This window comes from Kineococcus sp. NBC_00420 (assembly GCF_036021035.1).
In the GTDB taxonomy this organism is placed as follows: Bacteria; Actinomycetota; Actinomycetes; order Actinomycetales; family Kineococcaceae; genus Kineococcus.
Genome location: NZ_CP107930.1, coordinates 3,881,456 through 3,907,219, shown reverse-complemented (window position 1 = coordinate 3,907,219; position 25,764 = coordinate 3,881,456). Strand labels below are relative to the sequence as shown.

Here is a 25,764-nt window from a genome sequence, read left to right as displayed (position 1 = left end):
TCAGCGCACGTCGACGAACACCGGGTTCGTGTAGCACCACAGGTCGTCCCACGGGTCGGAGTCCCCGATGCGGTCCACCCGCGGGTGACCGTCGTCCTGCGCGTGGTTCCCGTCGCTGCCGCGGAACCGGACGTAGAGCGGGTCGGCGACACCGCGCAGGACGGTGCGGAACACCTGGCGCCCGGTCGCCGAGGCGGGGACCTCGAAACTCTCGACCACCCGGGTTCCCGGGGCCGCGAACAGGTCGCGGTCGACGTCGGCCACCCGTCCGGTGACGGTTCCCACGATGACGTCCCAACGGGCCGAGCGCGGTACCGCGCCGCTGCCGTTCGCCTCGGTCGCGGGGTCGACGACCAGTTCCACCTCGACGTCCCCGCCGCGTTCGACCGTCGTCCGCGCCCCGAACGTGACCCCCGGCCCGGGGCCGGTGCGCACCCGTCCCTCGACGGCCTTCACCAACCCGCCGTGCACGACGAAGACCCGCCCGGACCGCAGTGCGGCCATCACCGACCGGTAGTCCCGGGAGGCGGAACCCACGCAGGTCCGGGAGTAGAAACCCGGCGCGAAGTCGACGTAACCGTGCTGCACGACCCCGGTCTCGACGGGTTCCCCGCGAGAACCGTGTTCGCGGTAGTGCTCGTGCGAGAGGTTCCCGACCCGGACGGTGTCGCCGATGTCGAAGTGGTTGTCGGAGTTCGCGGTGATCCACCACGGCAACCCCTCGGCCAGCAGCGAGTCCCACAACCCGCCCATCCGGGCGGTCGCGGCGTCGAACCCGCCCCACGTCCGGTACTGGTCGAGGTCGTAGCCGGGGAAGGACCACTTCCCGGGACGTTCGTCGTACTGACCGCGTCCCCGCCCGCGTCCGAGCGGGGCGGGCAGCGCCGCGGCCTGGTGACCGGGTGCGCCCTCCCAGCCGATGAACACCCCGGGCGCCGCGTCGCGCCAGCCGCGCACCTTCGACGGGGTGACCCGACCGGTCCGCATGGGATGGTTCGAGAGCACGAGGGCCTCGCCGACGGTCCCGGTCCGCAGTTCCTCGACCAGCCAGGCGAGGGCGTCGAGACCGACCTGTTCCGCCTCCGGGCCGGGGTGGACGGAGTCCTCGATCAGCCGCGGCCCGCCGGGGTTCTGCCGCGCCCCGAGGACGTCGCCGTCGAAGGCGCGTTCGAAGCGCTGCAGCAGGTCGGGGGTGTCCACGTGCTCAGGGGCGATGAACGTCGCGTGCTCGGCGCCCGGGATGTTCCACTCCATGCCCTGGAAGACCAGGACGGGGTGGCGCCGGCGGGCCTGCGCGATCAGCGGGGTCTGCAGCGCGACGGACTGCTTGGCGTGGTCGGGGCCGCCGTGGTCGGTGATGACCATCCAGTCCAGCCCGCACTCGTGCGCCCGGCGGACCTGGTCGTCCACGGAGTACATGGCGTCGCGGGAGAAGGTGGTGTGGATGTGGTGGTCTCCGGCGTACCAGGCGAAGTCCCGGTCGTCGCCGTCGGAACTGACCGGATCGGGCGGCAGCGGGGACGGCGCGTGGGAGTGCGGTTCGTCGGAGAGCACGGGCCCCAGCCTGCCAGTCGGGGGACGGAGTGCTCGAACGACCCTCTCCCGGCACAGGAACCTCAGTAGACTCACTGATCGTGAGCACTTCGCTACCGGAAGCTGTCGTGGGACTGGGTGCCCCGCGGGAGTCCCCGTTGCGGGTGTCCACCACCGGCCCCTCCACCCCGCGGTCCGGCGAGCCGTCGACCGACCTGCCCGACGTCGTCCCCGACCTCGTCGTCGCCGACGGCCCCGCCGGGGGTTCCGGCACCGGTCCCCTGCTCGAGGTGCTCGCCCCGACCACCGGGGAACGCCTGCTCTCGGTCGAGGACACCCCACCGGACCTGGTGCAGCGCATCGTCTCCGACACGGCCGCGACCAGCCGCAGCGACTGGGCCTGGTTGTCGGCGGAGGACCGGGCGCGCTTCCTCTTCGCCATCGCCGACGTCCTCGCCGACCACGTCCGCGCGCTCGCCGTGACCGCGGCCCTCACCACGGGGCGGCCCGTCGCGGCCGGGTACACCCTCGACGCCCCGGCCGCGCACGCCGCCGCCTTCTCCGCCGCCGGCTGGGCGGACAAGCTGGAGGCCGTCGGCGCCGCCCACCGTCCCGGCGGGGGTGTCGTCGGGGTGCTGACGACCTGGCGGACCAGCACCGCCGACGCCCTGACCGCGATCGTGGCGGGGCTGGCGACCGGCTGCGGTGTCGTCCTGCGGGCCCGGCCGGCCGCGGCGGCGAGCGCCCGGCAGCTCGTCCGCCTCGTGGAGGAGGCGGGTGTCCCGCACGGTCTGGTCCGGGTCGCGCCCGGGGCGGACCAGGCCACCGACGCCCGGTTGTGGGCGCACGAGGACCTCGTGGCGGTCCGCGCCGACGGCTCCCTCGACGACCTGCGCAGCGTGGGCATCGCCCTCGCCCACGCCGGAACGCCTCTGCTGCAACGCCTCGACGCGCCGCACGTCGACGTCGTCCTGCCGGAGGCGGACCTGGAGGAGGTGATGGCCGCGCTCGTCGCCGCGGCCGTCGGCGGCGCCCACGAACGGCCCGGCGGGTCGCGGGTGGTCGTGGCCCGCACCGTGGCCGACGCGCTGGTGGCCCGGGTGGCGCCCGTCGTCGCGCGGCTGCGCACCGGGCACCCGCTGGACCGGGCGACGGCGATCGGCCCCGTCCCGAGCCCGCACCTGGCCCGTGCCGGTCACGAGGCCCTGGACAGCGCCCTGCCGTCCGGGCTGCCCGAGGCCGGCTGGTGGACGCCGCCGGGGGTCGTCACGCTCGGACGGCACAGCGCGTGGCCACCGCCGGGACCCGTCCTGGGGGTACGGACCATCCGCTCGCCGGCCGACGTGCTGCCCCACCTCGGAGGGGCCGGATCCGTCACCGTGTGGGGCGGCTCCCTGGGCACGGACGTCCCGGCACCGCCGGACCCGCGCCGGGACGCGCTGGACCTCCTCCGGGCCTGCCGTGGGTGAAGCGCCGTTCAGTCCTGATCCCTCCCACAGCGCCGCTCGCCGCGGACGCGCCCTGCTGGGCGCCGCGGCCGAGGTCGAGACCGGGCGGAACAGGTTCGTCGGGCAGGTCCGGCGGGCCCACCGGTGCGGGATCTCCGAGGCGGTCACCCAGGTCGACGGCTGCGTGGACACGATCGTGCGCTGGGCCGGGTGGGCCGACAAGCTCGACCTGGTGCTGCCCGTGGCCATCGACCGCCGGCCACCTCCGGTGGCGATCCTGGCGCCGGCGGAGTTCCTCGGCGCCGCCCGCGCGATCTGCTCGGCCCTGGCGGCGGGCGCCCGCTGCGTCGTCGCGCACGAGTCGGCGGCCGTCCGGGCGCTGGTCGACGTGGTCGCGGCCGAGTTCCCGCCGAGCGCGGTGACCCTCGTCGCCCGGGACCCCGACACGGTGCGCAGGCTGGCGACGACGGTGACGCTGCTGGACGCCCGGGCGGCGGCGGCCGACTACGACGCTGACCTGCGCCTGGCCTGCGCCGAGGCCGGGACCCGGGTCCTGCCGCCGCTGTCCCCGGCGGCGCTGGCCGACCTGGCCGACCTGGACCTCGTCGCGGCCCTCTTCTCGGGGGCCACCGTTCCGGTGTGACCCTGAGCGGACCCTGAAGTTCCCGGCGGAAGGGCGACGACGGCGACCTCCCGTGCCTACCGTCGGCACGTGGACCTCACCCCCGAACGCCTCGTGCCCCTCCTCCCCGTCCTCCTCGCGGTGCTCCTCGTCGTGCTCGCCGCCCGGTCGGGGTGGCGCCGGGGTGCCTCCCGCCCGGTCCTCGCCCTGCTCGGCGTGGCGGTCGGCGCCGTCACCGGCGTCGAGGTGGCCGCCCGGATCCAGGCGCGCTGGCCGCAGACCGGCGGGGACGCCGTGATCCTCTCGATCGGCACGGTGCTCGTGCTGGCCGTCGTCGGGGCGTCGCTGGGCGCCGCCGTGGGTACCGGACTGGCGCGGGCCCTGGGCGCGGTGCACCTGAGGGTCCTGGACCGGGTGGCCGGGGCCGTGGTGCGTGGCGGGCTGGCTGTCTTGCTCTGCGCCGTGCTCCTCCCGCTCCTCCCGCTGGCGCCCGGTTCCGGGACGCCCGGTGACGGTCTGCGTCAGTCGCTCGAGCAGGTGGGCCGGCACGTGCTCGACCCCGTCGTCACTGCGGTCGGCACCACGCTGGGCGGACCGATGGGCGGACCGGGTCCCCGCTGACCCCGGCGGTCACCCCCGCGCGCGACGGGACCGGGCCGAGCGCGGCGGAGCCTGCCGCAGCCGGTCCCGGACGGGGCCGAGGACGCGCTGGAGGGCGTCGAGGTCGCGCTGCGGGACGTCCTCGAAGAGGAGGCCGCGCACGACGTCGACGTGGCCGGGCATGACCGTCGCGAGCACGTCGCGCCCGGCGGCGGTGAGGGTGACGACGGTGCTGCGCTCGTCGTGCGGCGAGGGTTTCCGCTCGATGAGACCGCGCTTCTCGAGCTGCCCGGCCTGGTAGGTGAACCCGCTGCGGCTGTAGACGATCCGGTCGGCGAGGTCGGTCATGCGGTGATCCGTCGACGGACTGGTGCCGAGGGTCGCGAGGATCTGGAACTGGACGGGGCTGAGGTCCCCGTCGGCGCGGAGCTGAGCCGTGACGGCCTGCTCGAGCAGGTTCCCGACCTCGGTCAGGGCGAAGTAGGTCGCCAGTTGCTGCTCACTCAGTCCGCGGTCCACCCCCTCAGGGTACTTGCGTCGAATTCGAAGCAGTCGTACTCTCGACAGGTGCTTCGAATTCGGAGCACCTGCCGATGGAGGAGAGCTCATGCGCGCCGTTCGCATCACCCGGTACGGAACCGCCGACACCCTGCGGGTCGAGGAGGTCGACCTCCCCGTCCCCGCCGACGGTGAGGTCCTCGTCCGGATCGCCGCCACCACGTTCAACGCCGTCGACGGCGCCATCCGCGCCGGGTACATGACCGAGCTGATCCCCGTGGACCTGCCGTACACCCCGGGGCTCGACCTCGCCGGCACCGTCGAGGACACCGGCCAGGACGTCATCGCCTTCCTCGGCGTCCCCGTCGGCGGCGGCGCGGCGGAGTTCGCGGCCGTCCCCGAGGACCTGCTGGTCGCGGCACCGCGCTCGATCCCGCTGACCGACGCCGCCGCCCTGCCCGTCGCCGGGCTCACCGCGTTCCAGGGCCTGTTCGACCACGGCGGGCTCCAGGCCGGGCAGCGGGTGCTGGTCAACGGGGCCGGCGGTGGGGTCGGCGGGTTCGCGGTCCAGCTCGCGAAGCGGGCCGAGGCGTACGTGATCGCCACCGCGAGCCCCCGCAGCCGGGCCGCCGTGCTCGCCGCCGGTGCGGACGAGGTCATCGACTACACGACCACCTCCCTCGCCGACGGCCTCACCGGACCCGTCGACCTGGTGTTCAACAACGTCTCCGGCGACCCCGCGGAACTCAGCCGACTGACCGACCTCGTCCGTGACGGCGGGCGGGCCGTCAGCGCTCCCCCGCTCCCCCTCACCGACGACGAGGCCCGCGACGTGCACTGGCGGATCCTCTACGTCCGCAACGACACCGCCCAGCTGGCCGAACTCGTCCGGGCCGTCGACGCCGGGGAACTCTCCGTCGACGTCTCCACCCGCCGCCCGCTGGCCGAACTGGCCGCCGTGCACGCCGACGGCGAGGCCGGGAGGTTGCGCGGACGCGCCGTCGTCACCCTCTGAGGAACCCCTCCGAAAACCCGTCGCCGCCCCCGGGCCGCGGAACCTAGCCTGCTCGCGTGCCCGAACCCGACGAAAACCCCGGCGACCCCCTCGCCCGCCTCGGCTGGGACGAGGACTGGGACGACCGGTGGAACTCCTTCCGCGCGGTGACCACCCACGACGGGCAGCACCTGCTGCCCGCCCGTGTCGTCCGCGTGCACCGCGGCGCCTGCGACGTGGAGACCCCGCTCGGCCCGCAACGGGTGGAGACTCCCCCGGGGCACCTGGTCCCGGCCCCCACGACCGGCGACTGGGTGGGGTTGGTGCTGGACGCCCCGGAGGGTCCCCGGGTGCTGGGCGTCCTCCCGCGGCGCACCGTGCTCGCCCGCGCCTCGGTCACCGGACGGTCGGTCGACCACCAGCTCGCCGCGAACGTCGACACCGTCGTGGTCGCCATCGGCGCCGACTCCCGCCTCTCCCTCGGTCGGGTGGAGCGTTTCCTCGCCCTCGCGTGGAACTCCGGGGCACGCCCCGTCGTCGCCCTCACCAAGTCCGACCTCCTGGAACAGGGGGAGCTCGCGGAGACCCTCACCACCGTCCGCGGCGACGCCGTGGGTGCCGACGTCGTCGCGGTGAGTTCCATCGACCCGGCCAGCGTCGAGGCCCTGCGCGACCACCTCCGGGGAACCGTCGTCCTCCTCGGGTCCTCCGGCGCGGGGAAGTCGACCCTGGCCAACGCCCTGCTCGGTGAGGAACGTTTCGCGGTGGGGGCCGTCCGGTCCGTGGACGGCAAGGGACGGCACACGACGGTGACCCGGGAACTCGTCCCGCTGCCGGGGGGCCTTGTCCTCGTCGACACCCCCGGGTTGCGCACCCTCGGCGTCGCGGAACTCGGCGACGGGCTGGAACGGACGTTCGCCGACCTCGACGAGGTCGCCGTGGACTGCCGGTTCTCCGACTGCTCGCACACGAACGAACCCGGGTGCGCGGTGCTGTCGGCGATCGACGCGGGGGTGTTCGAGCAGCGGCGACTCGACAGCTACCGCAGGCTGGAACGGGAGCAGGCGTGGTTCGCCTCCCGGACCGACCACCGCCTCGCCGCGGAACGCCGCAAGGAGTGGAAGAAGCTCGTCAAGGCCACCCGCGACCGCCACCACTCCTGACCTCAGCCCCGACCGAGCCAGGCGGCGAGACGGACGTGGGCCGGGGCGTCGGCGGGAACCTCGACGGGGTCCCCGAACGGGAAACCCGTCCGGTCGCGGGGCACGAAGCGCATCGAGTCCGCCAGGGCCGTCTCCGCCAGTTCCTCGTCGAGCAGGTCGGTGCGCCCGATCGCGACGGCCAGGTCGCCGGCGTGGGTCGCGAACTCCTGGACGTACACCGTCGCGGCGGCACCGCCCGGCATCGGCCCGGCGGGGTGGGTCACCGTCCTCGCCAGGAGCGCGTCGTCGGCCCAGACCGTCCGCATCTCCGCGACCCCCGCCCGGTAGGCGGGACCCCACCCCTGCGCGGGTTCGCCGGAGGCCATCGTCGGCAGGTCGCCCGGCAGTCCACCGCGGCCGATGTGGGCGACCCGGCGGGTCACGGCCACCAGGTGGCCCACGAGGTCGAGCACCGACCACTCGGCGCAGGGCGTCCTCAGGTGGTGGTCCTCGCCACGCACGGTCTCGAGGAGGTCGCCGGCGAGGTCGGCGGCGCGGAACAGGTCGTCTCTGGGGTCTGTGGTCACGCCTCGAGGTTCCCCCCTGAACATGACACCTCCTGTCGTGTTCTGGTGACATCCTCACCGGGTGCGCGCCGACCGACTGCTCTCGCTGCTCTTCCTGCTGCAGACGCACGGGCGGATGTCCGCCCCCGACCTCTCCACCCGCCTCGAGGTCTCGGTGCGCACGATCCTGCGCGACGTCGAGGCCCTCTCGAGCGCGGGCGTCCCCGTCTGGACCGAACGCGGCCGCGGCGGCGGGATCGCGTTGATGCCGAACTGGCGCACGGACGTCTCGGGTTTCACCACCGCGGAGGCGCGGGCGTTGTTCTCCGGTGCCTCGGGAACGGGTGATCCCCAGCGCGGGGCCTGGGAGTCGGCCGTCCGGAAACTCCTGGCCGCCACCCCGGAGGGCCGTCGGGAACCCTTCCGCCGCGCGGCGACACGGATCCTCGTGGAACCCGGCGGGTGGCGTTCACGCCAGCGCGACCACCCGCACCTGGCGGAACTGCAGGAGGCGGTGTTCTCGGCGCGCCGGATCCGGATGCGCTACCGCTCGGCGGGGGCGACCCGGACTAGCACCCGCACCCTCGATCCCCTCGGCCTGGTCGCCAAGGGTGGGGTCTGGTACCTGGTGGGGAAGGTGGCGGACGGGGAACGGTTGTTCCGGGTGGACCGCGTCCTCGACGTCGAGCTCCTCGACGACACCGTCGCCGACGACCTGCCGGAACTCGCGGCGGTCTGGGCACGGCTGCGCGCCGAGGTCGAGCGGCACGACACCTCGGGAACTCCGGTCCGGATGCGGGTCGCCGTCGGGGACGCCGGCCTGCTGCTGCGCATCGCCGACGCCCAGCTGCTCGACGAACCCCGGGTCGTCGCCCACGGCGAGGAGGTCGAGATCACCGCGACCTTCCGGGCCCTGCCGGCCGCCCGGGCGGTGCTGCTGGGACTCGGGACGACGGTCCACGTGCTGGAACCCGCCGAACTCGTCGCGGACCTCGTGCGGACGGCCCGCGACGTGCTCGAACGCTACGGCGACCCGGGAGCTCAGGCCGAGTAGGCGGGGCGGATCACGTCGCTCGCGATCGCGAGACGTTCCGGGAAGGGCAGGAAGGACGCGGACAGCGCGGTGATCGTGGCGCGTTCCACGTCGGCGAGGTCCCAGCCGGCCTCGTCGACGAGCAGGGAGAACTCCTTCGACAGGGACGTCCCGGACATCAGCCGGTTGTCGGTGTTCACGCTGATCGAGAACCCGAGGTCCTTGAGCACGGTGACGGGGTGGTCCGCGACGCTGGTCGCGGCCCCCGTCTGCACGTTGGAGGACGGGCAGAGTTCCAGGACGATCCCGCGGTCGCGGACCCAGGTCGCGAGGCGGCCGAGCTTCGCCACGGGCAGGCCGAACCGGTCGCGTCCCTCCCCGAGTTCGACGTCCTCGATGATCCGGACCCCGTGCCCGATGCGTTCGGCACCGCAGGGGTGGACCGCGTCGGCGATGCTCGGCAGGCCGAACGCCTCACCGGCGTGGATGGTGACCGGGAAGTTCTCGGCGTGCAGCCGGTCGAAGGCCGCGAGGTGGTTCGAGGGCGGGAACCCGATCTCGGCCCCGGCGATGTCGAAACCGACGACACCGGCGTCGCGGTGGCGCAGGGCGAGTTCGGCGATCTCGAGGCCGCGGTCGGCGTGCCGCATGGCGGTGACGAGGGTGCCGACCCGGATCGGCGTGCCCGCCTCGGCGGCGAGCTGCTCACCGCGGCGCATGCCCTCCTCGACGGCGACGACGACCTCGTCGAGGCTGAGGCCGCCCTGCAGGTGCTGCTCGGGGGCGTAGCGCAGCTCGCCGTAGACGACGCCGTCGGCGGCGAGGTCGAGGACGGCCTCGGTCGCGACCCGGGCCAGCGACTCGGCGTCCTGCATGACGGCGACGGTGTGGTCGAAGGTCTCGAGGTAGCGGACCAGCGTCCCGGAGTCCGCGGCGTCGCGGAACCAGGCACCGAGCTCCTCGGGGTCGGTGGTCGGCAGCCGGTGCCCGTTCGCGGCGGCGATCTCGACGATGGTCGCGGGCCGCAGCCCGCCGTCGAGGTGGTCGTGCAGCGACACCTTCGGCAGGGCGCGGAGGCGCTCGATGGTCGGGGGGGTGGTGCTCTCGGGAGTGCTCACCCCCCGATCGTGCCAGTCACGCACGGACCAGGCAGACCAGGTAGCGGCACGCGTCGTCGGAGTCGTTGACGTAGGCGCAGTCCTGCGCCGGCCCGAGTCGCAGGCAGTCCCCGGGGCCGAGGTCGTGGACCTGAGGGCCCTCCTCGAACCGCAACCGGCCGGCGAGGACCCAGACCTGGTGGTGGGTGCCGGCGTAGGTGGCGGCCGGGAACCCGATCCGCGCCCCCGGCGGCAGGTCCACCTCGATGAGTTCCAGCGGTCCGCCCGTGCCGGAGGTGACCGCGCGCCGGACGTAGCCGGTGGCCGGGTCCGTCCAGACCGGTTGCTCGTCACGGCGCGCGACCTGGCGCTCCTCCCCCTCCGCGCGCGCGACCAGTTGCGACAGCGTCAGCCCCAGCGCCCCCGCCAGTCGCCCCAGCAGGACCGCGGTCGGTTGGGCCGCACCGCGTTCCACCTTGGCGATCATCGCGCGGGAGACCCCGGACGCGTCCGCGAGCGCCGCGACCGAGAGCCCGCGGGCGCTGCGGACCGAACTCACCGTCCGGGCCAGGGAGTCCGCGAGGGACGTCGAGGGGTCAGCCATGCTGGATACCATAGTCACTGATGTGCGTACGATCGTCACATGCCTGAGCGTGTGATCCGCCCTGCGAGCGTCGCCGACGCGGCGGCCTGCGCCGCCGTCTACGCGCCCTACGTCCGCGACACCGCGATCACCTTCGAGCGGGAACCCCCCGACGCGGCCGAGGTGGCGCACCGGATCGAGAGCTACCGGGAGCGTCACGCCTGGCTGGTCCTCGAGGACGCGGGGGTGGTGACCGGCTACGCCTACGCCTCCCCCTACGCCGCCCGGGCCGCCTACGACTGGTCGTGCGAGGTGAGCGTCTACCTCGCGCCCGGCCTGCGCCGCAGCGGCGCCGGCCGGGCGCTCTACGGCGAGCTGTTCGCGACGCTGCGGGCGCGGGGTTTCCGGATGCTCGTGGCCGGCGTGACGCTGCCCAACGAGGCGAGCCTCGGCCTGCACCGGGCGCTGGGCTTCGAGGAGGTGGGCACGTTCCGGGGCATCGGGTTCAAGCTCGACCGGTGGTGGGACGTGGTCCGTCTGCAGCGACCACTGGGTGCGGGCCCGGCGGGGGTTCCGGAACCGCTGTCCTGACCCGGGCGAGGCGTTCCACGCGCTGACCCCAGGCCGTCCCGGCGAGGATGAGCACCGCCCCGAGCGCCCCGAGCGGGCCGAGCAGCTCACCGCCGAGCACGACCCCCACGAGCACGGCGAACAGGGGCTCGGTGCCGAGCAGCAGGCTCGCCCGCGCCGCCGACGTCCGGCGCACGGCCCAGCTCTGGGCCAGGAAGGCGAACACGCTGCAGCCCAGGGCGAGGTAGGCGATCCCCGCCCACTGCCCGGGCGAGGCGTGCGCCACCGCGCGGGACACCCCGCCCGGGTCCAGCACCGTGAACAGCACCGCCCCCAGCGCGGTCTGGACGAAGGTCAGCCCTCGCAGGTCCAGGTCGCGGGTGCGGGTGACCCGGCCGATGGCCGTCACGTGGGCGGCGCGGACGACGGCCGCCGCGAGGACCAGCAGGTCGCCGTGGTTCGGTACCCGGAACCCGCCGCCCCCGACGAGCAGGGCGACCCCGACGACGGCGACCAGGGCCGCCGCGAAGAACGCCGGCGGCAGCCAGGAGCGGCGCACGATCCCCTCGAACCCCGGGGTGAGCAGGATCGTCAGCGAGATCAGCAGACCGGCGTTGGTCGCGCTCGTCCCGGCGACGCCGTAGGTCTCGAGCGCGAGGATCGCCGCCTGCGAGAGCCCGAGGAGGACGCCGCAGCGCAGCTCCTCGCGCCCCAGCCGCGCGCGGGTCACGGCGACGACGACGGCGAGCGCCACCGCGGCCCCCGCGTAGCGCAGCGCGAGCAGGGGCAGGACCCCGGCGACGTCGAGGAGGACCTTGGCGGCGAGGTAGCTGGAGCCCCAGACGACGGCCACCCCCAGCAGGAGCAGGTCGACCCGGCGATCACGTGTCACGTGTCGATGGTCGGTGGTCGCAACAGTTCAGTCCAGACCCCAGTTGCTCACGGCAGGATTTAGCATCGCTTCATGGACGTGCGTCAGCTGACGATCCTGCGCGAGCTCTCCGAGCGGGGCAGCCTGGTGGCGGTGGCTCGTGCGCTGCACGTCACCCCGTCGGCGGTGTCGCAGCACCTGACGGCGCTGCAACGCACCTGCCCGACCCCCCTGACCGAGAAGCGCGGCCGGCGGCTGGCCCTGACCCCCGCGGGCGAGGCGCTCGCGGCGGCCGCGGTGGACGTCGCCGCGGCCCTGGACCGGGCGAACCGCGCCGTCGAGGACCACCTGGAGTCCCTCGACACCCCGGTCGCCGTCTGCGCGTTCAACTCCGTGGGGCTGGCCTGGTTCGGCCCGTTGCTGCGGGAGCTGAACGGTGCCCCACCCCTGCGCTGCACCGACGAGGACGTCGCCCAGCAGGACTTCCCGGGCCTCGTCGCCGACTACGACGTCGTCATCGCCCACCGTCCCGAGGCCGGTCCGCCGTGGCCGACCCGGCGGCTGCGCGTGGTGCCGCTGCTCACCGAACCGCTGCACGTCGCGCTCGCGGCGGACCACCCCCTCGCCGCGCGCGAGCGGCTCACCGTCGCCGACGTCGCGGACGAACGGTGGATCTCGGTCCACGAGGGTTTCCCGCTGGCCGGTGCGCTCGACGTCGTCGCCGCGGCGGCCCGCCGACCCCTCGACGTCGTCCACCGCATCAACGAGTTCTTCGTGTCGGCCGCGGTCGTGGCCTCGGGCGACGCACTGGCCCTGCTGCCGGCCCTGACCTCGCGGGCCGAACCCGGGGTGGTCCTGCGTCCCCTGGCCGACCTCACGCTCAACCGGCGCATCGACGCCCTGCTGCGCCCGGAGGCCCTGGCCCGTCGCGGGGTCGGGACCGTGCTCGACGCCCTGCGCGGACTGGCCACCCGGAGCGCTTGAGCTCCAGTGCGCTGGAGCACCTAACGTGACGACGTGACCACGAGCACCACCGCCACCCCGACCGCAGGGATCTTCTCCCGCACCTACCTGATCACCACCCTCGGGACGACGGCACTGGTGTTCCTGTCCGCCTTCGAGAGCCTCGCGGTGACCACCGTGATGCCCGTCGTGAGCGCCGACCTGGGCGGTCGCGGCGAGTACGCGACGGCGTTCGCCGCGACGCTCGCGGCGAGCGTCCTGGGGATGGTCGCCGCCGGGGGCTGGGCCGACCGGCGTGGCCCGGGGAAGCCGCTGCTGGCGGCGATCACGGTGTTCGCCGCCGGGCTGCTGGCGGCTTCCCTGGCCCCGACCATGGAGTTCTTCGTCGCGGCCCGGTTCCTGCAGGGGCTGGGGTCGGGCGGGATCAGCGTGACCCTGTACGTGACGGTCGCCCTGGTGTTCCCCCCGGCGTTGCGGCCGGCGGTGTTCGGGGCGTTCGCCTCGGCGTGGGTGCTGCCCTCCCTCGTCGGCCCGTTCCTGGCCGCGCTGGTGGCGCAGACGTTCGGCTGGCCGTGGGTGTTCTCCGGCGTCCTCGTCCTCGTGCTGGTCGCCGCGTCCGCGGTGCTGCCCGCCCTGCTGCGGGTCCCGGCCGCGGAAGGGTCCCGGGAGCCGTTGCCGCGCAGTCGCTTCGTCGCCGCCACCGGGGTGGCGGTGGCCGTCGTGGCGGTGAGTTCCGCGGGGGCCACCGGTCCCTGGCGGTGGCTGGTCGCCGCGGTCGCCCTCGGCGTGCTGGTCGTCGCGGTCCGCCCGCTGTTGCCGTCGGGAACCCTCACGGCCCACCGGGGACTCCCCGCGACGGTGCTGCTGCGCGGTCTGCTGGCCGCGACGTTCTTCAGCACCGAGGTCTACCTGCCGCTGATGCTGCACGAGAGGTTCGGGCTCCCGCTCTGGCTCGCGGGGGCGACGCTGACCGTCGCCGCGATCGCCTGGGCCTCGGCCTCGGCCGTCCAGGGCCGCCTCGGGCCGCGGCTCCCGCACGCGCGCGCCGTCCGGATCGGCACCGTCCTGCTGCTGGTCGGCGTCGTCGTCCAGGCCGTCGTCGCCGCGGTCACCCCAGGGGACGTCGTCGCCGGCGTGGCGTCCGCCCTGGGCTGGGCCTGCGCCGGGGCCGGGATGGGACTGGGTTTCCCCCGCACCACCGTCCTCGTGCTGGAGCAGTCGCCCACCGGCCAGGAGGGCGCGGGGTCGGCGGCGCTGACGATCTCCGACGCCGCCGGCGGCGGCACGGCGATGGCCTTGACCGGTCTGGTCTTCGCCGCCCTGGGCGCCGTCTCGGCGTGGGCGGGGTTCGCCGGGACCCTGACCGTGTGCGTCGTCTTCGCCGTCGTGGCCCTGCTCGTCGCCCGCCGGGTGCACGGTTCACAGGAAGCGCACTGACGCAGCACCGGATCCTCCTCGGTGGGCCCCCGACGGTGGAGGCATGAAGAACAACCTCCCCAGCTACGAGGGTCGTCCGCTCCCCCGCCCCGACGAGGACGTCGACGACCAGGGCCTCGCCTTCGACCTCACGACGATGATCGGCCGTCGTCGCGCGCTGGGGCTGCTGGGCCTCGGGGCCACCGGGCTCACCCTCGCCGCCTGCGGGAGCGACGACACCGCCGCGGCCGACACCACCACGAGCTCCTCGAGCGCCACCTCCGGCACGCTCACCGAGATCCCCGACGAGACGGCCGGCCCCTACCCGGGCGACGGCTCGAACGGCCCGGACGTCCTCGAGCAGAGCGGGGTCGTGCGCAGCGACATCCGGTCCAGCTTCGGGTCGAGCACGACCACCGCCGAGGGGGTGGCGATGACCCTGACCCTCAGCGTCGTCGACCTGGCCGGCGGGAACGTCCCGTTCGAGGGGGTGGCGGTCTACGTCTGGCACTGCGACCGCGACGGCGAGTACTCCCTCTACGCCGACTCCCTCACGAACGAGAACTACCTGCGTGGGGTCCAGGTCGCCGACGCCGACGGGAACGTGACCTTCACCAGCATCTACCCGGCCTGCTACTCCGGACGCTGGCCGCACGTCCACTTCGAGGTCTACCCGAGCGTCGACGACATCACGGACGTGGCGAACTGCATCGCCACCTCCCAGGTCGCGATGCCGGCCGGGGCGAACGAGGCGGTCTACGCCACCACCGGCTACGAGCAGTCGGTGAGCAACCTCGCCCAGGTGAGCCTGGACAGCGACAACGTCTTCGGCGACGACAGCGGCGCCACCCAGACGCCGACGTTCAGCGGGAACGTCACCAGCGGCTACGCCGTCGCGCTGACCGTCGGCGTCGACACGACGACGGAACCGACGGCGGGAACCATGGCCGGCAACGGGTCGGACACCTCCGGTCACCCCGACGGCGCCGGGGGTGGCGGAACCCCACCGACGATGGCTAGCGCCGCCTGACGAGCTGCCGGGCGATGAGTTGCTGGCCCGCCGTCCACGCCCCGGAGGTGGCCCAGTAGATCAGGACACCGATCGGGAAGTGCGCCGCCGAGAACACCACGACGACGGGGATCGCCACCAGCAGCGAGGTGGGGGTGGCGACCCCGGTGCTGCTGGCCCGCATCGTGACCACCTGCAGCGCAGCGGTCAACAGCAGCAGGACGACGGCGACGACCGTGGTCGCGGGGTCGGGGTCCTGGGTCAGGACCCCCGCCAACGGTGCCCCCGCCAGGGTCGCCGACCCGAACGAGGCGAGGGTGTCGCCGGATTCCAACGTCAGGGTGAGCGCGAGGAACACCGGCGACTGCAGCAACCCCGGCAGGCAGCCACCGAGGGGGTTCACCCCGGCGTCGCGGTGCAGGGTCGTGACCTCGCGCTGCATCGCCTGTCGCGAGGCCACGTCGGTGCGGCCGCGGTAGCGCTCCTGGACGGCGAGGACCTGCGGTCGCAGTGCGGCGGAACGGAGGGCGGACCGTTGCTGTGCCACGAACAACGGCAGCAGCAGGGTCCGGGCCAGGACGACGAGTCCGACGATCGCCAGCGGCCAGGGGGCGCCGAGGTCGTGCAGGTGGAGCAGGACGAAGGTGACGGCGTCCTCGACGGGACGCAGGATCGAGTGCAGGGTGTCGAGCACGGGGAACTCCGGAGGTCGCGGGAACGGGAGGCGTCGACTCCCGTGCGCGCGTCAGCTCAGCACGGGAGCGCGAGGACTCCGGGTGCCCGGGGCTGCGGGTTCCCCACCGCGGCCGGTGCGTTCTGCGGCAACGTGTCCGCGGGTTCGAGACGGGTCACCGGCGGCGACGGGATCACCGCGGCCAGCAGTTCGGCCACGACCCCCCGCAGGACGAGGAGGCCGACCACGACGCTCGAGGCGACCGCGACCGCGGTCCCCAGCAGCAACTGCTCGGACCCGCCCGCGAGGAGCAGGGCCGAGAGCAGCAGGGGCAGCACGATCAGCGCGGTCGAGAACCGCGCCGTCAGCTCCTGCTGCCCACCCACGCTCGCCACCCTACCCACGGCAGAGGTCAGGCGGTGATGCGTTCGTGGACCAGCGGAACCGTCGCGGGTTCGGCGGCCGAGACCGTGAAACCCCCGTCGAGGGCCTGCGTGGCCCAGTCGAAGCGGTCCGGGGTGTCGGTGTGCAGGGTCATGAGGCGCTGACCGGCGCGCACCCGGTCCCCGCGCACGGCGTGCAGCTCGACCCCCGCCCCGGCCTGCACGGCCTCCTCCCGGCGCGAGCGTCCCGCGCCGAGGCGCCAGGCGGCGACCCCGACGGCCAGCGCGTCGACGTCGAGGAAACCGTCGGCCGGCGCCAGCACGTCCTGGGTGTGCGCGGCGACCGGGAGGGGCGCGTCCGGGTCGCCGCCCTGGGCCGCGATCATCCGCCGCCAGGAGTCCATGGCGCGGCCGTCGGCGAGGGCGTCCGCGGGGTCCACCGCGTCGAGCCCGACGGCGGCGAGCATCTCGCGCGCCAGCACCAGGGTGAGCTCGACGAGGTCGGCCGGTCCTCCCCCGGCGAGCACCTCGAGGGACTCCCGGACCTCCAGCGCGTTGCCCGCCGTCCGGCCCAGGACCGTCGACATGTCGGTGACTACGGCGACCGTCCGCACCCCGGCGTCGGTGCCGAGCTCGACCATCGTGCGGGCCAGTTCGAGCGACTGCCCGAGTTCCTTCATGAAGGCGCCGGAGCCGGTCTTCACGTCCAGGACGAGGGCGCTGGTCCCCTCGGCGATCTTCTTGCTCATGATGGAGCTGGCGATGAGCGGGATGGCCTCGACGGTGCTGGTGACGTCGCGCAGGGCGTAGAGCTTCTTGTCCGCCGGGGCCAGGTCGCCCGTCGCCGCGCAGATCACGGCGCCGACGTCGACGAGCTGGTCGCGGATCTCGGCCAGGGTGAGCGAGGCCCGCCAGCCGGGGATCGCCTCGAGCTTGTCCAGGGTCCCGCCGGTGTGGCCGAGCCCACGACCGGACAACTGCGGGACGGCCGCGCCGCAGGCCGCGACGAGCGGCGCCAACGGCAACGTGACCTTGTCGCCGACCCCGCCCGTGGAGTGCTTGTCGACGCTGGGCCGGGGCAGGTCGGTGAAGTCGAGCCGGCTGCCCGAGTCGATCATCGCGTTCGTCCAGCGCGAGACCTCGGCGCGGTTCATCCCGTTGAGCAGGATCGCCATCGCCAGCGCGGACATCTGCTCCTCCGCGACCACCCCGTGGGTGTAGGCGTCGACGACCCAGTCGATCTGCGCGTCGGAGAGGACGCCCTTGTCGCGCTTGGTGCGGATGACGTCGACGGCGGCGAACTGCTGCTGGCTCACGGCTGGGCCTTCCGGGCGGGGTCGGTCAGGTCGTGCGGGCCGAACGCGTCGGGCAGCACCTGGGTCATCGGGACCACCCCGCGCGGGGAGTCGACGAGGAGGTCCGGTCCGCCGAACTCGTAGAGCAGCTGCCGGCACCGTCCGCACGGCATGAGGACGTTGCCCGCGCCGTCGACGCAGGCGAAGGCGACGAGCGTGCCGCCGCCGGTCATCTGCAACTGCCCGACCAGCGTGCACTCGGCGCACAACGTGACGCCGTAGGAGGCGTTCTCCACGTTGGCCCCGGACACGATCCGCCCGTCGTCGACGAGGGCGGCCGCGCCGACGGGGAAGTTCGAGTACGGCGAGTAGGAGTGCGCGAGCGCTTCGCGCGCGGCGGCCCGCAGGAGGTCGAAGTCAGGGTTCACGACGGGTACGGCTCCCCGGAGGCGGCGGGCGGACGGACGCGGCCGACGAAACCGGCGACGGCCAGGATCGTGGCGAGGTAGGGCAGCATCGAGAGGAAGCTCGAGGGCACGGTCCCCGGCGCGGTGATGATCCCGACGAGGGTCTGCAGCGCGGCGAAGAACCCGAACAGCAACGACGCCCCGACGGCACCCTTGGGGCTCCACCGGCCGAAGATGACGGCGGCCAGGGCGATGAACCCCTTGCCGGCCGACATGTTCTCGGTGAACGGCCCGATCGTCCCGATGGAGAGGTAGGCCCCGGCGAGACCGGCGATGCCCCCCGCCACCACGACGTTGACGTAGCGGACCCGCAGCACCGGGATGCCGACCGTGGCGGCCGCCTTGGGGTGCTCACCCACGGCCCGGGTGCGCAGTCCCCAGCGGGTGCGGAACAGGACGACCTGCAGCGCGACGATGACGACGTACATGGCGTAGACGAGGACGTTGGCCTGGAACAGCAGCGGCCCGAGCACGGGGATCTCGGCCAGGCCGGGGATCCGGACCGGGGAGAGCACCCCCGGGGAGTTGAAGCGCTGCGCGTCGGTCTGCATGAGCGCCTTGTACGCCCACCCCGTGAAACCGAGGGCGGCCGCGTTCAGAACGACCCCGAGGATCACCTGGTTCACCCGGTAGCGGATGGCGAAGACCGCCAGCAACCATCCGACGACGGCCCCGGCCAGCACCGCACCGACGACCCCGGCACCGAGGTTGCCGGCCATCGAACCGACGAGGGCACCGGCGAAGGCACCGGTCAGCATCTGCCCCTCGATGGCCACGTTCACGACACCGCTGCGTTCGCCGAGCACCCCGGCGAGGGCGCCGAGGATGAGCGGGGTGGCGAGGAAGACCGTCTGCTGGAGCAGCTTGACGACGTCCATCGACTGCGAGGACGCCCCGGACATGACCCAGCAGAGGAACGCGAGCACGAAGCACAGCAACGTGACGGCGATGACGACGGGACTGCGCCGCGCCCGGAAACCCCGCGCGAGCTGGTACAGCCCGAGCAGGACGACGACGACGCCCAGGACGACCGGCGTCAGCGTCCCGGGGACGGTGAGGTCGGGGAGTTCGACGGCCGAGCCGCCACCGAAGCGGAAGGTGGCGTCGGCCGCACCGGAACCGACCCCCCAGCCGAGGACCGTCACCAGACCGACGAGCACGAGCAGGGCTCCGGTGAGGACCCGTCGGCGCAGGCTGACGGGGGGTTCGACGCGCGCCAGTTCGACGACGGGCGCAGGGATCTCGACGCTCATCGGGTCCACCCTCCGGCCAGTTCCGAACCGACCCCGGCGCCACCGCCGGACTTCAGGCGGAACACCGCCCGGACCAGCGCCGGCGCGGCGATGAAGAGCACGACGAGGGCCTGCAGCACCCCGACGAGGTCGACGGGGACGCCGGTGGAGGACTGCATCTGCACCGACCCGGCCCGCAGACCGCCGAACAGGACGCCGGCCGCGATGACGCCGTAGGGGTTGTTGCGTCCCAGCAGCGCGACGGTGATGGCGTCGAAGCCGATGTTCCCGGCGACGCTGCTGGTCACGCTGCCCGTGACGCCGAGGACCTGCGTCGCGCCGGCGAGGCCCGCGAGGCCACCGGCCAGCGCCATGGACACGATCTGCAACCGACCGACGGGCATCCCGGCCGTGCGGGCCGCGTTGGGGTTCGCCCCCACCGCGCGCAGGCGGAACCCGAGGCGGGAGCGCTCGAAGAGCCACCACACGAAGACGGACGCGAGGACCGCGAGCACCAGGCCCAGGTTCACCCGCAGCGAGGAACCCAGCAGCGGCGGGAGTTCCGCGTTCGCGGCGACCTGCTCGGAGATGGCCTGCCCGTAGGGCGGGCGCTGGAAGCCGTGGACGCTGAGCAGGTAGTTCAGCAGGTTGATGGCGACGTAGTTCAGCATGATCGTCGTGATGACCTCGTGGGCGCCGGTCCGGGCCTTGAGCAGACCGACGACCCCACCCCAGACCAGTCCCCCGACGATCCCGCCCACCAGCGCGACCACCAGGTGCAGCACCACCGGCAGGTCCAGGGTGAAGCCCAACCAGGCGGCGAGGACCGCACCGAGGATGATCTGGCCCTGGGCGCCGATGTTGAACAACCCGACCCGGAAGGACAGCGCGACGGCGAGTCCGGCCAGGATCAGCGGGGTGGCGTTGACGAGCGTCTCGGAGAGCGGCCGCAACGCCGCGATCCCGGAGAAGCTCGGGTTGTAGACGGCCCCCTGCAGCAGCGCGACGTAGGCGTCGCGGACGGAGTACCAGACGTTGGAGAACAGGTCCCAGGGGTAGCTGAAGAAGTACCCCGCGCTGGCCCGGGTCGCTTCGTCACCGATGGCGATGAGCACCGCACCGACGAGAAGGGCACCGACGACGGCGAACACCGTCACCAGCCAGCTGCCACCCCAGTACAGGCGCCGTCGCCGCACCGGACCGTCGTCCCGGACGGTTTCCTTCTCCAACGTCACGACTGCCCTCCGGCGGGTTCGATGTGGGCGCCGGCCATCAGCAGACCCAGTTCCTCCTGCGTGGCCTCGGGGCCGACCTCGCCCGCGATCCGGCCGCGGTAGAGCACGACGATGCGGTCGGCCAGCGCCCGCACCTCGTCGAGTTCGGTCGAGACCAGCACCACGGCCGCACCGCGGTCGCGTTCGGCCACGATCCGCTGGTGCACGAACTCCTGGCTCCCGACGTCGACCCCGCGGGTCGGCTGCGCGACGACGAGCAGCTTCAGCTCGCGCGACATCTCCCGGGCCAGGACGACCTTCTGCTGGTTCCCGCCCGACAGCGTCGAGGCCGCGGCCTGCGGCGAGGGGGTCCGGATGTCGAACTCGCTGATCCGGTCGTCCGCGTTGCGCCGCACCGCGTCCCGGTCGACGGAGGGCCCGCTGGCGAAGGCGGGTGAGTCGACGAGGTCGAGGACGAGGTTCTCGGCGATGCTGAACGACCCGACGAGACCGTCGTGCAGGCGGTCCTCGGGGACGTAGCCGACGCCGAGGGCCAGGACGTCGGCGATGTCGCGCCCGGTGGTGTCGACGCCGGTGATGCGCAGCGATCCGGACTCGATGCGTTGCAGGCCGACGATGCTGCGGGTCAGTTCGGTCTGCCCGTTCCCGTCGACACCGGCGATCGCGAGGACCTCCCCGGCGCGCACGTCGAGGTCGATGCCGTCCAGCAGGACCGTCCCGGACGGGTCGACGACCCGCACCGAGGACATCGTCAGGACGCTCTCCCCGGGTTCGGCCGCAGCCTTCTCGACCCGCAGGCGCACCTCGCGGCCCACCATCAGCGCGGCGAGCTCCTCCGGCGACGCGCTGGGCGACGCCTCCCCGACGACCTTGCCGCGGCGGATGACGGTGATGCGGTCGGCGACGGCCTTGACCTCGCGCAGCTTGTGGGTGATGAAGACGATCGACGTCCCGGCGTCGGCGAGCTCGCGCATGACGCGCATGAGGTCGTCGGTCTCGGCCGGGGTGAGCACGGCGGTGGGTTCGTCGAGGACGAGGACCTTCGCGTCGCGCAGCAGGGCCTTGACGATCTCGACGCGTTGCTGGACGCCGACGGCGAGGTCGGCGACGAGGGTGTCGGCGGGGATCGCCAACCCGAACCGCTGCGAGGTCTCCTCGACGCGCTTGCGGGCCCGGCGCCGGTCCAGGAAACCCCCGCCGGTGGTGAGCTCCGCGCCGAGCACGATGTTCTCGGTGGCCGTGAACGTCGGGACGAGCATGAAGTGCTGGTGCACCATGCCGATCCCGGCGGCCATGGCGTCGCCCGGGGAGGTGAACTCCACGGGTTTCCCGTCGACGAGGATCTGGCCCTCGTCCGGGGTGTACAGGCCGTAGAGCACGTTCATCAACGTGCTCTTGCCGGCCCCGTTCTCGCCCAGCAGGGCGTGGATCTCACCCTCGCGGACGACGAGGTCGATGGAGTCGTTGGCGACGAGGGGCCCGAAGCGCTTCGTGATGCCCTTGAGTTCCAGTTGCACCTGCGGGTCGTTCCCCTCGTCGCCGTCGAACTCGCTGTCAGCTGGCCTTGATGGCGTTCGGCGAGGTGATCTCGATGCTGCCGTCGATGATGCCCTTCTTGACCGTGTCCAGCTCGGACTTGAGGTCCGCCGGGACCTGCGCGTCCCACTGGTTGAACGGCGCCAGGCCCGTGCCGTCGTTCTTGAGGTTCCCGACGTAGGCACCGGTCGGGACGGACCCGGAGGCCGACTTCGTGATGTAGTCGTTCACCGCGTCGGTGAGGTTCTTCGTCACCGAGGAGATGAAGTACTTGCAGTACTGCTCGGCGCTGACGCAGCCGTCGGTGTCGACCCAGATGAGGTTCAGCGAGCCGCCCGCGGCCTCGGCGGCCGCCCCCGCCCCCAGACCGGACTGGCCGGCGACGGGCATGACGATGTCGGCGCCCTGGGCGGCCATCGTCTCGGTGATCGAGCGGCCCGCGGCCTGGTCGACGAAGGAGTTCGAGAAGGTACCGGCGGAGGGGTTCTTCTCGTCCCAGCCGATGACCTTGACGGACTTCCCCTTCTGCTGGTTGTAGTACTGCACGCCTTCCCAGAAGCCGTCCATGTAGATGGTGACCGGCGGGATGTTCAGGCCGCCCCAGGTACCGACGGTGCCCGTCTTGGTCATCCCGGCAGCGAGGTAACCACCGAGGAACCCGCCCTCGGCGGTGTTGTACTCGAACCCGTAGACGTTGTCGGCGACGGGCGAGGAGTCGATCTCGGCGAACTTCTGGTCCTTGTTCTGCTCCGCGACCTCCTTGACGGCGTCCGACATGAGACCGCCGACGGCGACGATCGAGTCGCACTTGTTGCCGACCTCGGTGGTCAGGTTCGGGACGTAGTCGGCGTCGCTGTTGGAGGCGACGTAGCCGATCTCGATGTCCGGGTTCGCCTTGTTGGCGGCCTTGAAGCCGTCGTAGGAGGACTGGTTGAACGAGCGGTCGTCCACGCCACCGGTGTCGAGCACCATGCAGGCCTTGAACTTGGCGCCGCCGGCGCTGCTCGCGTCACCCGATCCCGTCGCGGCGTCCGGCCGACTACCGCAGGAGGCCAGCATCAGGGCGGCTGCGCCCAGGGCGGCCACCGGCGCGAGGCGGTGCAACGTCTTCATGGGGGTAGTCCTCCAGGTCGGGGGGTGACTCACGGGGGTGAGGCGGACGCCCGGAGCAGGACCGGCGAACGCGCGGCCATCGTAGTGGCCGAAATCCCCCTCCCCGTGCGCGCGAGCACGCAGGTTGTCCAGATCGAGACCTTTCAACCCGACAGACCGGCGGGCAGCGCCCGCTCCGAGGCCGCGGTGGTCGCCAGCACGCCGATCCCGACGGCGAGCGCCGCCTCGTCGGGCGCGTAGTCCCCGCGGTGCAGGTCGAACGTCGTGCCGCCGGGGGTGCGGGTCCCGAGGCGCACCATCGCGCCGGGGACGTGGTGCAGGTACCAGGCGAAGTCCTCGCCGCCCAGCGACTGCCGGGTGGGCAGGACGGCGTCGGTTCCGAGCAGGATCCGGGCGGCCTCGTCGAGGGCGGCGGTGGAGTGCACCTCGTTGTCGACGGGCGGGACGCCGCGGACGAGGTCGACCTCGGCGCGCACCGAGTAGGGCCGGACGAGGTCGGCGACGACGGACTCGACGAGTTCCCCGGCGTGCTGCCAGGCCTCGGTCTCCATGCAGCGCAACGTGCCTGCGGCGTAGCCCGCGGAGGGGACGGCGTTGGCGACGTCGCCGGCGTGCACGGCTCCCCAGGTGAGGTTCACGCCGGCGCGGGGGTCGACGCGGCGGGCGATGACGGCGGGGAGCTGCGTGACGACCTGACCGAGGGCGAAGACGAGGTCACCCGCGAGGTGCGGGCGGGAGGTGTGCCCGCCCGTGCCGTGCAGGCGGACGGTGACGTGGTCGCTGGCGGAGGTGATGGGGCCGGACTTGAGGCCGACGGTGCCGGCGTCCAGCGTGGGGTCGCAGTGCAGGCTGTAGATGGCCGAGACGCCCTCCAGCACACCGGTTCCGATGACCCCGAGGGCGCCGCCGGGCATGACCTCCTCGGCGGGCTGGAAGACGAGGCGCACCCCGTGCCGCAGATCACCCGTCCGGGCGAGGTCGGCGAGGACCAGTCCGGCGCCGAGCACCGACGCGGTGTGCACGTCGTGCCCGCAGGCGTGGGCCACGCCGGGAACGGTGGAGGCGTAGGGCAGACCGGTGGCCTCGGGGACGGGCAGGGCGTCCAGGTCGGCCCGCACGGCGAGCATCGGGCCGCTCGGGCCGATGTCGGCGATCAGCCCCGTCCCGGGCAGCAGCCGGACGGCGGCGCCGGCGGCCGTGAGGACCTCGGCGAGCCGGGCGGTCGTGCGGTGTTCCTGGTGGGCCAGCTCGGGGTGGGCGTGGATCTCGCGCCGCACCGCCCGCGCCGTGGGTTCGTGGGCGAGGACGAGGTCGGCGACGCGCACCGCGAGCCCCTCGGTCCGCCGGGTCGCGGAACCCGCGTCACTCGTGGCTTCGGTGTCGCTGGTCACGTCGGTCGACGCTACCCGCCGCCTTCCGCCCCCGCGTACCCCAGCCCCGCTCAGACGATGTGGTCGAGGCCGAGGTGCTTGGCCCGGGCGACGAGCTTCTTGACCTCCTGCGCCCGGGCGCGGGTGGTCACGAGCAGCGCGTCCGGGGTGTCGACGACGACGAGGTCGTCGACGCCGAGCAGCGCCACGACGCGGCCGTTGGCGGGCACGACGAGACCGCCCGCGACGCCCTCGGTGATGACGAGGTCGGGGTCGCCCAGGATCTTCGGCATGTCGACGTCGGCCGGCAGCAGTTCGGCGAGGGAGGAGAAGTCGCCGACGTCGTCCCAGCCGAAGGTGGCGGGCACGACGGCGACGCGGCCCGCCTCGGCGGCCGGCTCGGCCACGGCGTTGTCGATGGCGATGGAGGGCAGGGCCGCCCACTGCTCCTCGAGGACGGCGTCGCGCTGCGGGGTGTCCCAGGCGTCGGCGATGCGCATCAGACCGGAGTGCAGGGCGGGGGTGTGCGTGGCGAGGAGCTCCAGCAGGACGTCGGCGCGGGCCACGAACATCCCGCCGTTCCAGCGGTAGTCCCCGGTGGAGAGGTAGGCCGCAGCGGTGCGCGCGTCCGGCTTCTCCTTGAACTGCACGACGCGGCGCGCGTTCGGGGCGCCCTGCAGGCGCAGTCGCTTGCCGAGGCGGATGTAGCCGAAGCCGGTGGCCGGGTGCGAGGGCGCGATCCCGATGGTGACGACGAACCCGCGGCGGGCGGTGACCACGGCCTCCTCGACGGAGCTCTCGAAGTCGTCGCGGCCGGAGATGTTGTGGTCGGCGGCGAAGGAGCCGAGGACGGCGTCGGGGTTCCGGCGGACGAGGACGGCCGCGGCGAGACCGATGGCGGCGGCGGAGTCGCGCTGCATCGGTTCGCGCAGGATGTTCTCGGCCGGCAGGTCGGGCAGCTGCTCGGCGACGGCGTCGGCGTGGGAGCGGCCGGTGACGACGAGGGTGCGCGAGGCGTCGGTGAGCGGCAGCAACCGGTCCCAGGTCGACTGCAGCAGCGTGCGCCCGCGACCGGTCAGGTCGAGGAGGAACTTCGGCCGGTCACTGCGCGAGAGGGGCCACAACCGCGTGCCCGCCCCACCCGCCGGGACGACGGCGTGGAAGTCGGAGAGGTCGATCTGGCCGTCCTCGAGGTCGTCCTCCGACCACGACGCCGACCAGTTGGTGCCCGCTGTGCCCTGTCCCCCGTCAGTCATGGTCGGGAACCTACCGGTGCGCTCCGTCCGTCCACGCCGGAGAGCGGCGAACGGGTGAGGTCGTCCCCCGACAGGGCGCAGGAGGTCGACGGGACGCCCACGGGACCGCTAAGGTCAGGCTCTCCTCCGTGACCTGCGCCTCACGACGCTGTGAGTCCTTCGTCACAAAAGCTCCGCGAGTGCTCCCGCCGAGCAGTCGCTGCGCGGCAGCGCGCCTACAGTGGGTGGCAGGACGCCGCCGCCCGAGCGCCGAAGCCCG

The 25,764-nt window shown here is 73.4% G+C and carries 26 protein-coding genes; 10 read left to right on the top strand and 16 right to left on the bottom strand.

Going from position 1 to position 25,764, the window contains the following annotated elements; genetic code table 11:
* Complete coding sequence (locus tag OG218_RS19305) at positions 1–1,554, bottom strand: PHP domain-containing protein (protein ID WP_328294846.1); 1,554 nt, start codon at positions 1,552–1,554, stop codon at positions 1–3.
* Between the two features lie 80 nt (positions 1,555–1,634).
* On the opposite strand from OG218_RS19305, the gene OG218_RS19300 reads away from it, so the two are divergent.
* The 3 genes from OG218_RS19300 (at position 1,635) to OG218_RS19290 (ending at position 4,224) form a co-directional block, all read left to right on the top strand.
* Positions 1,635–3,002, top strand: coding sequence for an aldehyde dehydrogenase family protein (locus tag OG218_RS19300; RefSeq protein ID WP_328294845.1), 1,368 nt, complete (start codon positions 1,635–1,637; stop codon positions 3,000–3,002).
* Complete coding sequence (locus OG218_RS19295; RefSeq protein WP_328294844.1) at positions 2,995–3,624, top strand: hypothetical protein; 630 nt, start codon at positions 2,995–2,997, stop codon at positions 3,622–3,624. Before OG218_RS19300 ends, OG218_RS19295 begins: the two co-directional genes overlap by 8 nt.
* A gap of 69 nt (positions 3,625–3,693) precedes the next feature.
* Positions 3,694–4,224, top strand: a complete 531-nt coding sequence (locus OG218_RS19290) for a CvpA family protein (protein ID WP_328294843.1) — start codon at positions 3,694–3,696, stop codon at positions 4,222–4,224.
* 9 nt (positions 4,225–4,233) lie between these two features.
* Here OG218_RS19290 and OG218_RS19285 read toward each other — a convergent pair whose 3' ends face one another.
* Positions 4,234–4,722: a MarR family winged helix-turn-helix transcriptional regulator gene (locus OG218_RS19285; protein ID WP_328294842.1), complete on the bottom strand. Its 489-nt coding sequence runs from the start codon at positions 4,720–4,722 to the stop codon at positions 4,234–4,236.
* Positions 4,723–4,810: 88 nt separating this feature from the next.
* On the opposite strand from OG218_RS19285, the gene OG218_RS19280 reads away from it, so the two are divergent.
* Both OG218_RS19280 and rsgA read left to right on the top strand, forming a co-directional pair.
* Positions 4,811–5,716, top strand: a complete 906-nt coding sequence (locus OG218_RS19280) for an NADP-dependent oxidoreductase (RefSeq protein ID WP_328294841.1) — start codon at positions 4,811–4,813, stop codon at positions 5,714–5,716.
* Positions 5,717–5,772: 56 nt separating this feature from the next.
* Positions 5,773–6,858 (top strand): ribosome small subunit-dependent GTPase A, encoded by a 1,086-nt coding sequence (gene rsgA / locus OG218_RS19275; protein ID WP_328294840.1) that lies wholly within the window; start codon positions 5,773–5,775, stop codon positions 6,856–6,858.
* A gap of 2 nt (positions 6,859–6,860) precedes the next feature.
* On the opposite strand, the gene OG218_RS19270 is transcribed toward rsgA, so the two are convergent.
* Positions 6,861–7,424, bottom strand: a complete 564-nt coding sequence (locus tag OG218_RS19270) for a TIGR03086 family metal-binding protein (RefSeq protein WP_328294839.1) — start codon at positions 7,422–7,424, stop codon at positions 6,861–6,863.
* A 61-nt stretch (positions 7,425–7,485) separates the two neighbouring features.
* Here OG218_RS19270 and OG218_RS19265 point away from each other — a divergent pair, with 61 nt between their 5' ends.
* Positions 7,486–8,457, top strand: a complete 972-nt coding sequence (locus OG218_RS19265) for a helix-turn-helix transcriptional regulator (protein WP_328294838.1) — start codon at positions 7,486–7,488, stop codon at positions 8,455–8,457.
* On the opposite strand, the gene OG218_RS19260 is transcribed toward OG218_RS19265, so the two are convergent.
* Together OG218_RS19260 and OG218_RS19255 are read right to left on the bottom strand one after the other, a co-directional pair.
* Entirely contained in the window at positions 8,445–9,554 is a 1,110-nt protein-coding gene (locus OG218_RS19260; protein ID WP_328294837.1) for an adenosine deaminase, read from the bottom strand. The two genes, OG218_RS19265 and OG218_RS19260, sit on opposite strands and share 13 nt — an antisense overlap.
* Positions 9,555–9,570: 16 nt before the next feature.
* The gene (locus OG218_RS19255) at positions 9,571–10,137 is read right to left on the bottom strand and encodes a helix-turn-helix domain-containing protein (RefSeq protein WP_328294836.1); all 567 of its coding nucleotides are present in this window, start codon (positions 10,135–10,137) and stop codon (positions 9,571–9,573) included.
* Positions 10,138–10,176: 39 nt separating this feature from the next.
* Between OG218_RS19255 and OG218_RS19250 the strand changes: the two genes are divergently transcribed.
* Positions 10,177–10,707: a GNAT family N-acetyltransferase gene (locus OG218_RS19250; protein ID WP_328294835.1), complete on the top strand. Its 531-nt coding sequence runs from the start codon at positions 10,177–10,179 to the stop codon at positions 10,705–10,707.
* Here the strand turns inward: OG218_RS19250 and OG218_RS19245 are convergent.
* Positions 10,622–11,578, bottom strand: coding sequence for a DMT family transporter (locus OG218_RS19245; protein WP_328294834.1), 957 nt, complete (start codon positions 11,576–11,578; stop codon positions 10,622–10,624). The two genes, OG218_RS19250 and OG218_RS19245, sit on opposite strands and share 86 nt — an antisense overlap.
* Positions 11,579–11,650: 72 nt before the next feature.
* On the opposite strand from OG218_RS19245, the gene OG218_RS19240 reads away from it, so the two are divergent.
* Genes OG218_RS19240 through OG218_RS19230 form a run of 3 tightly spaced genes read left to right on the top strand, consistent with a single transcriptional unit; the run spans position 11,651 to position 14,966 of the window.
* A complete protein-coding gene (locus OG218_RS19240) occupies positions 11,651–12,541 on the top strand; it encodes a LysR family transcriptional regulator (RefSeq protein WP_328294833.1) in 891 nt (296 codons plus the stop codon).
* A gap of 33 nt (positions 12,542–12,574) precedes the next feature.
* Complete coding sequence (locus tag OG218_RS19235; protein ID WP_328294832.1) at positions 12,575–13,957, top strand: MFS transporter; 1,383 nt, start codon at positions 12,575–12,577, stop codon at positions 13,955–13,957.
* Between the two features lie 43 nt (positions 13,958–14,000).
* Positions 14,001–14,966: a dioxygenase family protein gene (locus OG218_RS19230; protein ID WP_328294831.1), complete on the top strand. Its 966-nt coding sequence runs from the start codon at positions 14,001–14,003 to the stop codon at positions 14,964–14,966.
* Here the strand turns inward: OG218_RS19230 and OG218_RS19225 are convergent.
* From OG218_RS19225 to OG218_RS19180, 10 genes are all read right to left on the bottom strand, one after another.
* On the bottom strand, positions 14,953–15,639 hold the full coding sequence (locus tag OG218_RS19225; RefSeq protein WP_328294830.1) for a YidC/Oxa1 family membrane protein insertase: 687 nt from the start codon (positions 15,637–15,639) through the stop codon (positions 14,953–14,955). The two genes, OG218_RS19230 and OG218_RS19225, sit on opposite strands and share 14 nt — an antisense overlap.
* Positions 15,640–15,695: 56 nt before the next feature.
* Positions 15,696–16,004, bottom strand: a complete 309-nt coding sequence (locus tag OG218_RS19220; RefSeq protein WP_328294829.1) for a hypothetical protein — start codon at positions 16,002–16,004, stop codon at positions 15,696–15,698.
* Between the two features lie 26 nt (positions 16,005–16,030).
* Positions 16,031–17,317, bottom strand: coding sequence for a thymidine phosphorylase (locus OG218_RS19215; protein ID WP_328294828.1), 1,287 nt, complete (start codon positions 17,315–17,317; stop codon positions 16,031–16,033).
* Positions 17,314–17,724 (bottom strand): cytidine deaminase, encoded by a 411-nt coding sequence (locus OG218_RS19210; protein WP_328294827.1) that lies wholly within the window; start codon positions 17,722–17,724, stop codon positions 17,314–17,316. Before OG218_RS19210 ends, OG218_RS19215 begins: the two co-directional genes overlap by 4 nt.
* The gene (locus tag OG218_RS19205) at positions 17,721–19,016 is read right to left on the bottom strand and encodes an ABC transporter permease (RefSeq protein ID WP_328294826.1); all 1,296 of its coding nucleotides are present in this window, start codon (positions 19,014–19,016) and stop codon (positions 17,721–17,723) included. Before OG218_RS19205 ends, OG218_RS19210 begins: the two co-directional genes overlap by 4 nt.
* A complete protein-coding gene (locus OG218_RS19200; protein WP_328294825.1) occupies positions 19,013–20,230 on the bottom strand; it encodes an ABC transporter permease in 1,218 nt (405 codons plus the stop codon). The genes OG218_RS19205 and OG218_RS19200 overlap by 4 nt, the downstream gene beginning before the upstream one ends.
* The gene (locus OG218_RS19195) at positions 20,227–21,747 is read right to left on the bottom strand and encodes an ABC transporter ATP-binding protein (RefSeq protein WP_328294824.1); all 1,521 of its coding nucleotides are present in this window, start codon (positions 21,745–21,747) and stop codon (positions 20,227–20,229) included. The genes OG218_RS19200 and OG218_RS19195 overlap by 4 nt, the downstream gene beginning before the upstream one ends.
* A 37-nt stretch (positions 21,748–21,784) precedes the next feature.
* Entirely contained in the window at positions 21,785–22,879 is a 1,095-nt protein-coding gene (locus OG218_RS19190; protein ID WP_328294823.1) for a BMP family lipoprotein, read from the bottom strand.
* A gap of 143 nt (positions 22,880–23,022) precedes the next feature.
* Positions 23,023–24,270 (bottom strand): amidohydrolase, encoded by a 1,248-nt coding sequence (locus tag OG218_RS19185; protein WP_328294822.1) that lies wholly within the window; start codon positions 24,268–24,270, stop codon positions 23,023–23,025.
* A gap of 50 nt (positions 24,271–24,320) precedes the next feature.
* Positions 24,321–25,505: a mannose-1-phosphate guanylyltransferase gene (locus tag OG218_RS19180; protein WP_328294821.1), complete on the bottom strand. Its 1,185-nt coding sequence runs from the start codon at positions 25,503–25,505 to the stop codon at positions 24,321–24,323.
* Between the last annotated feature and the right edge of the window lie 259 nt (positions 25,506–25,764).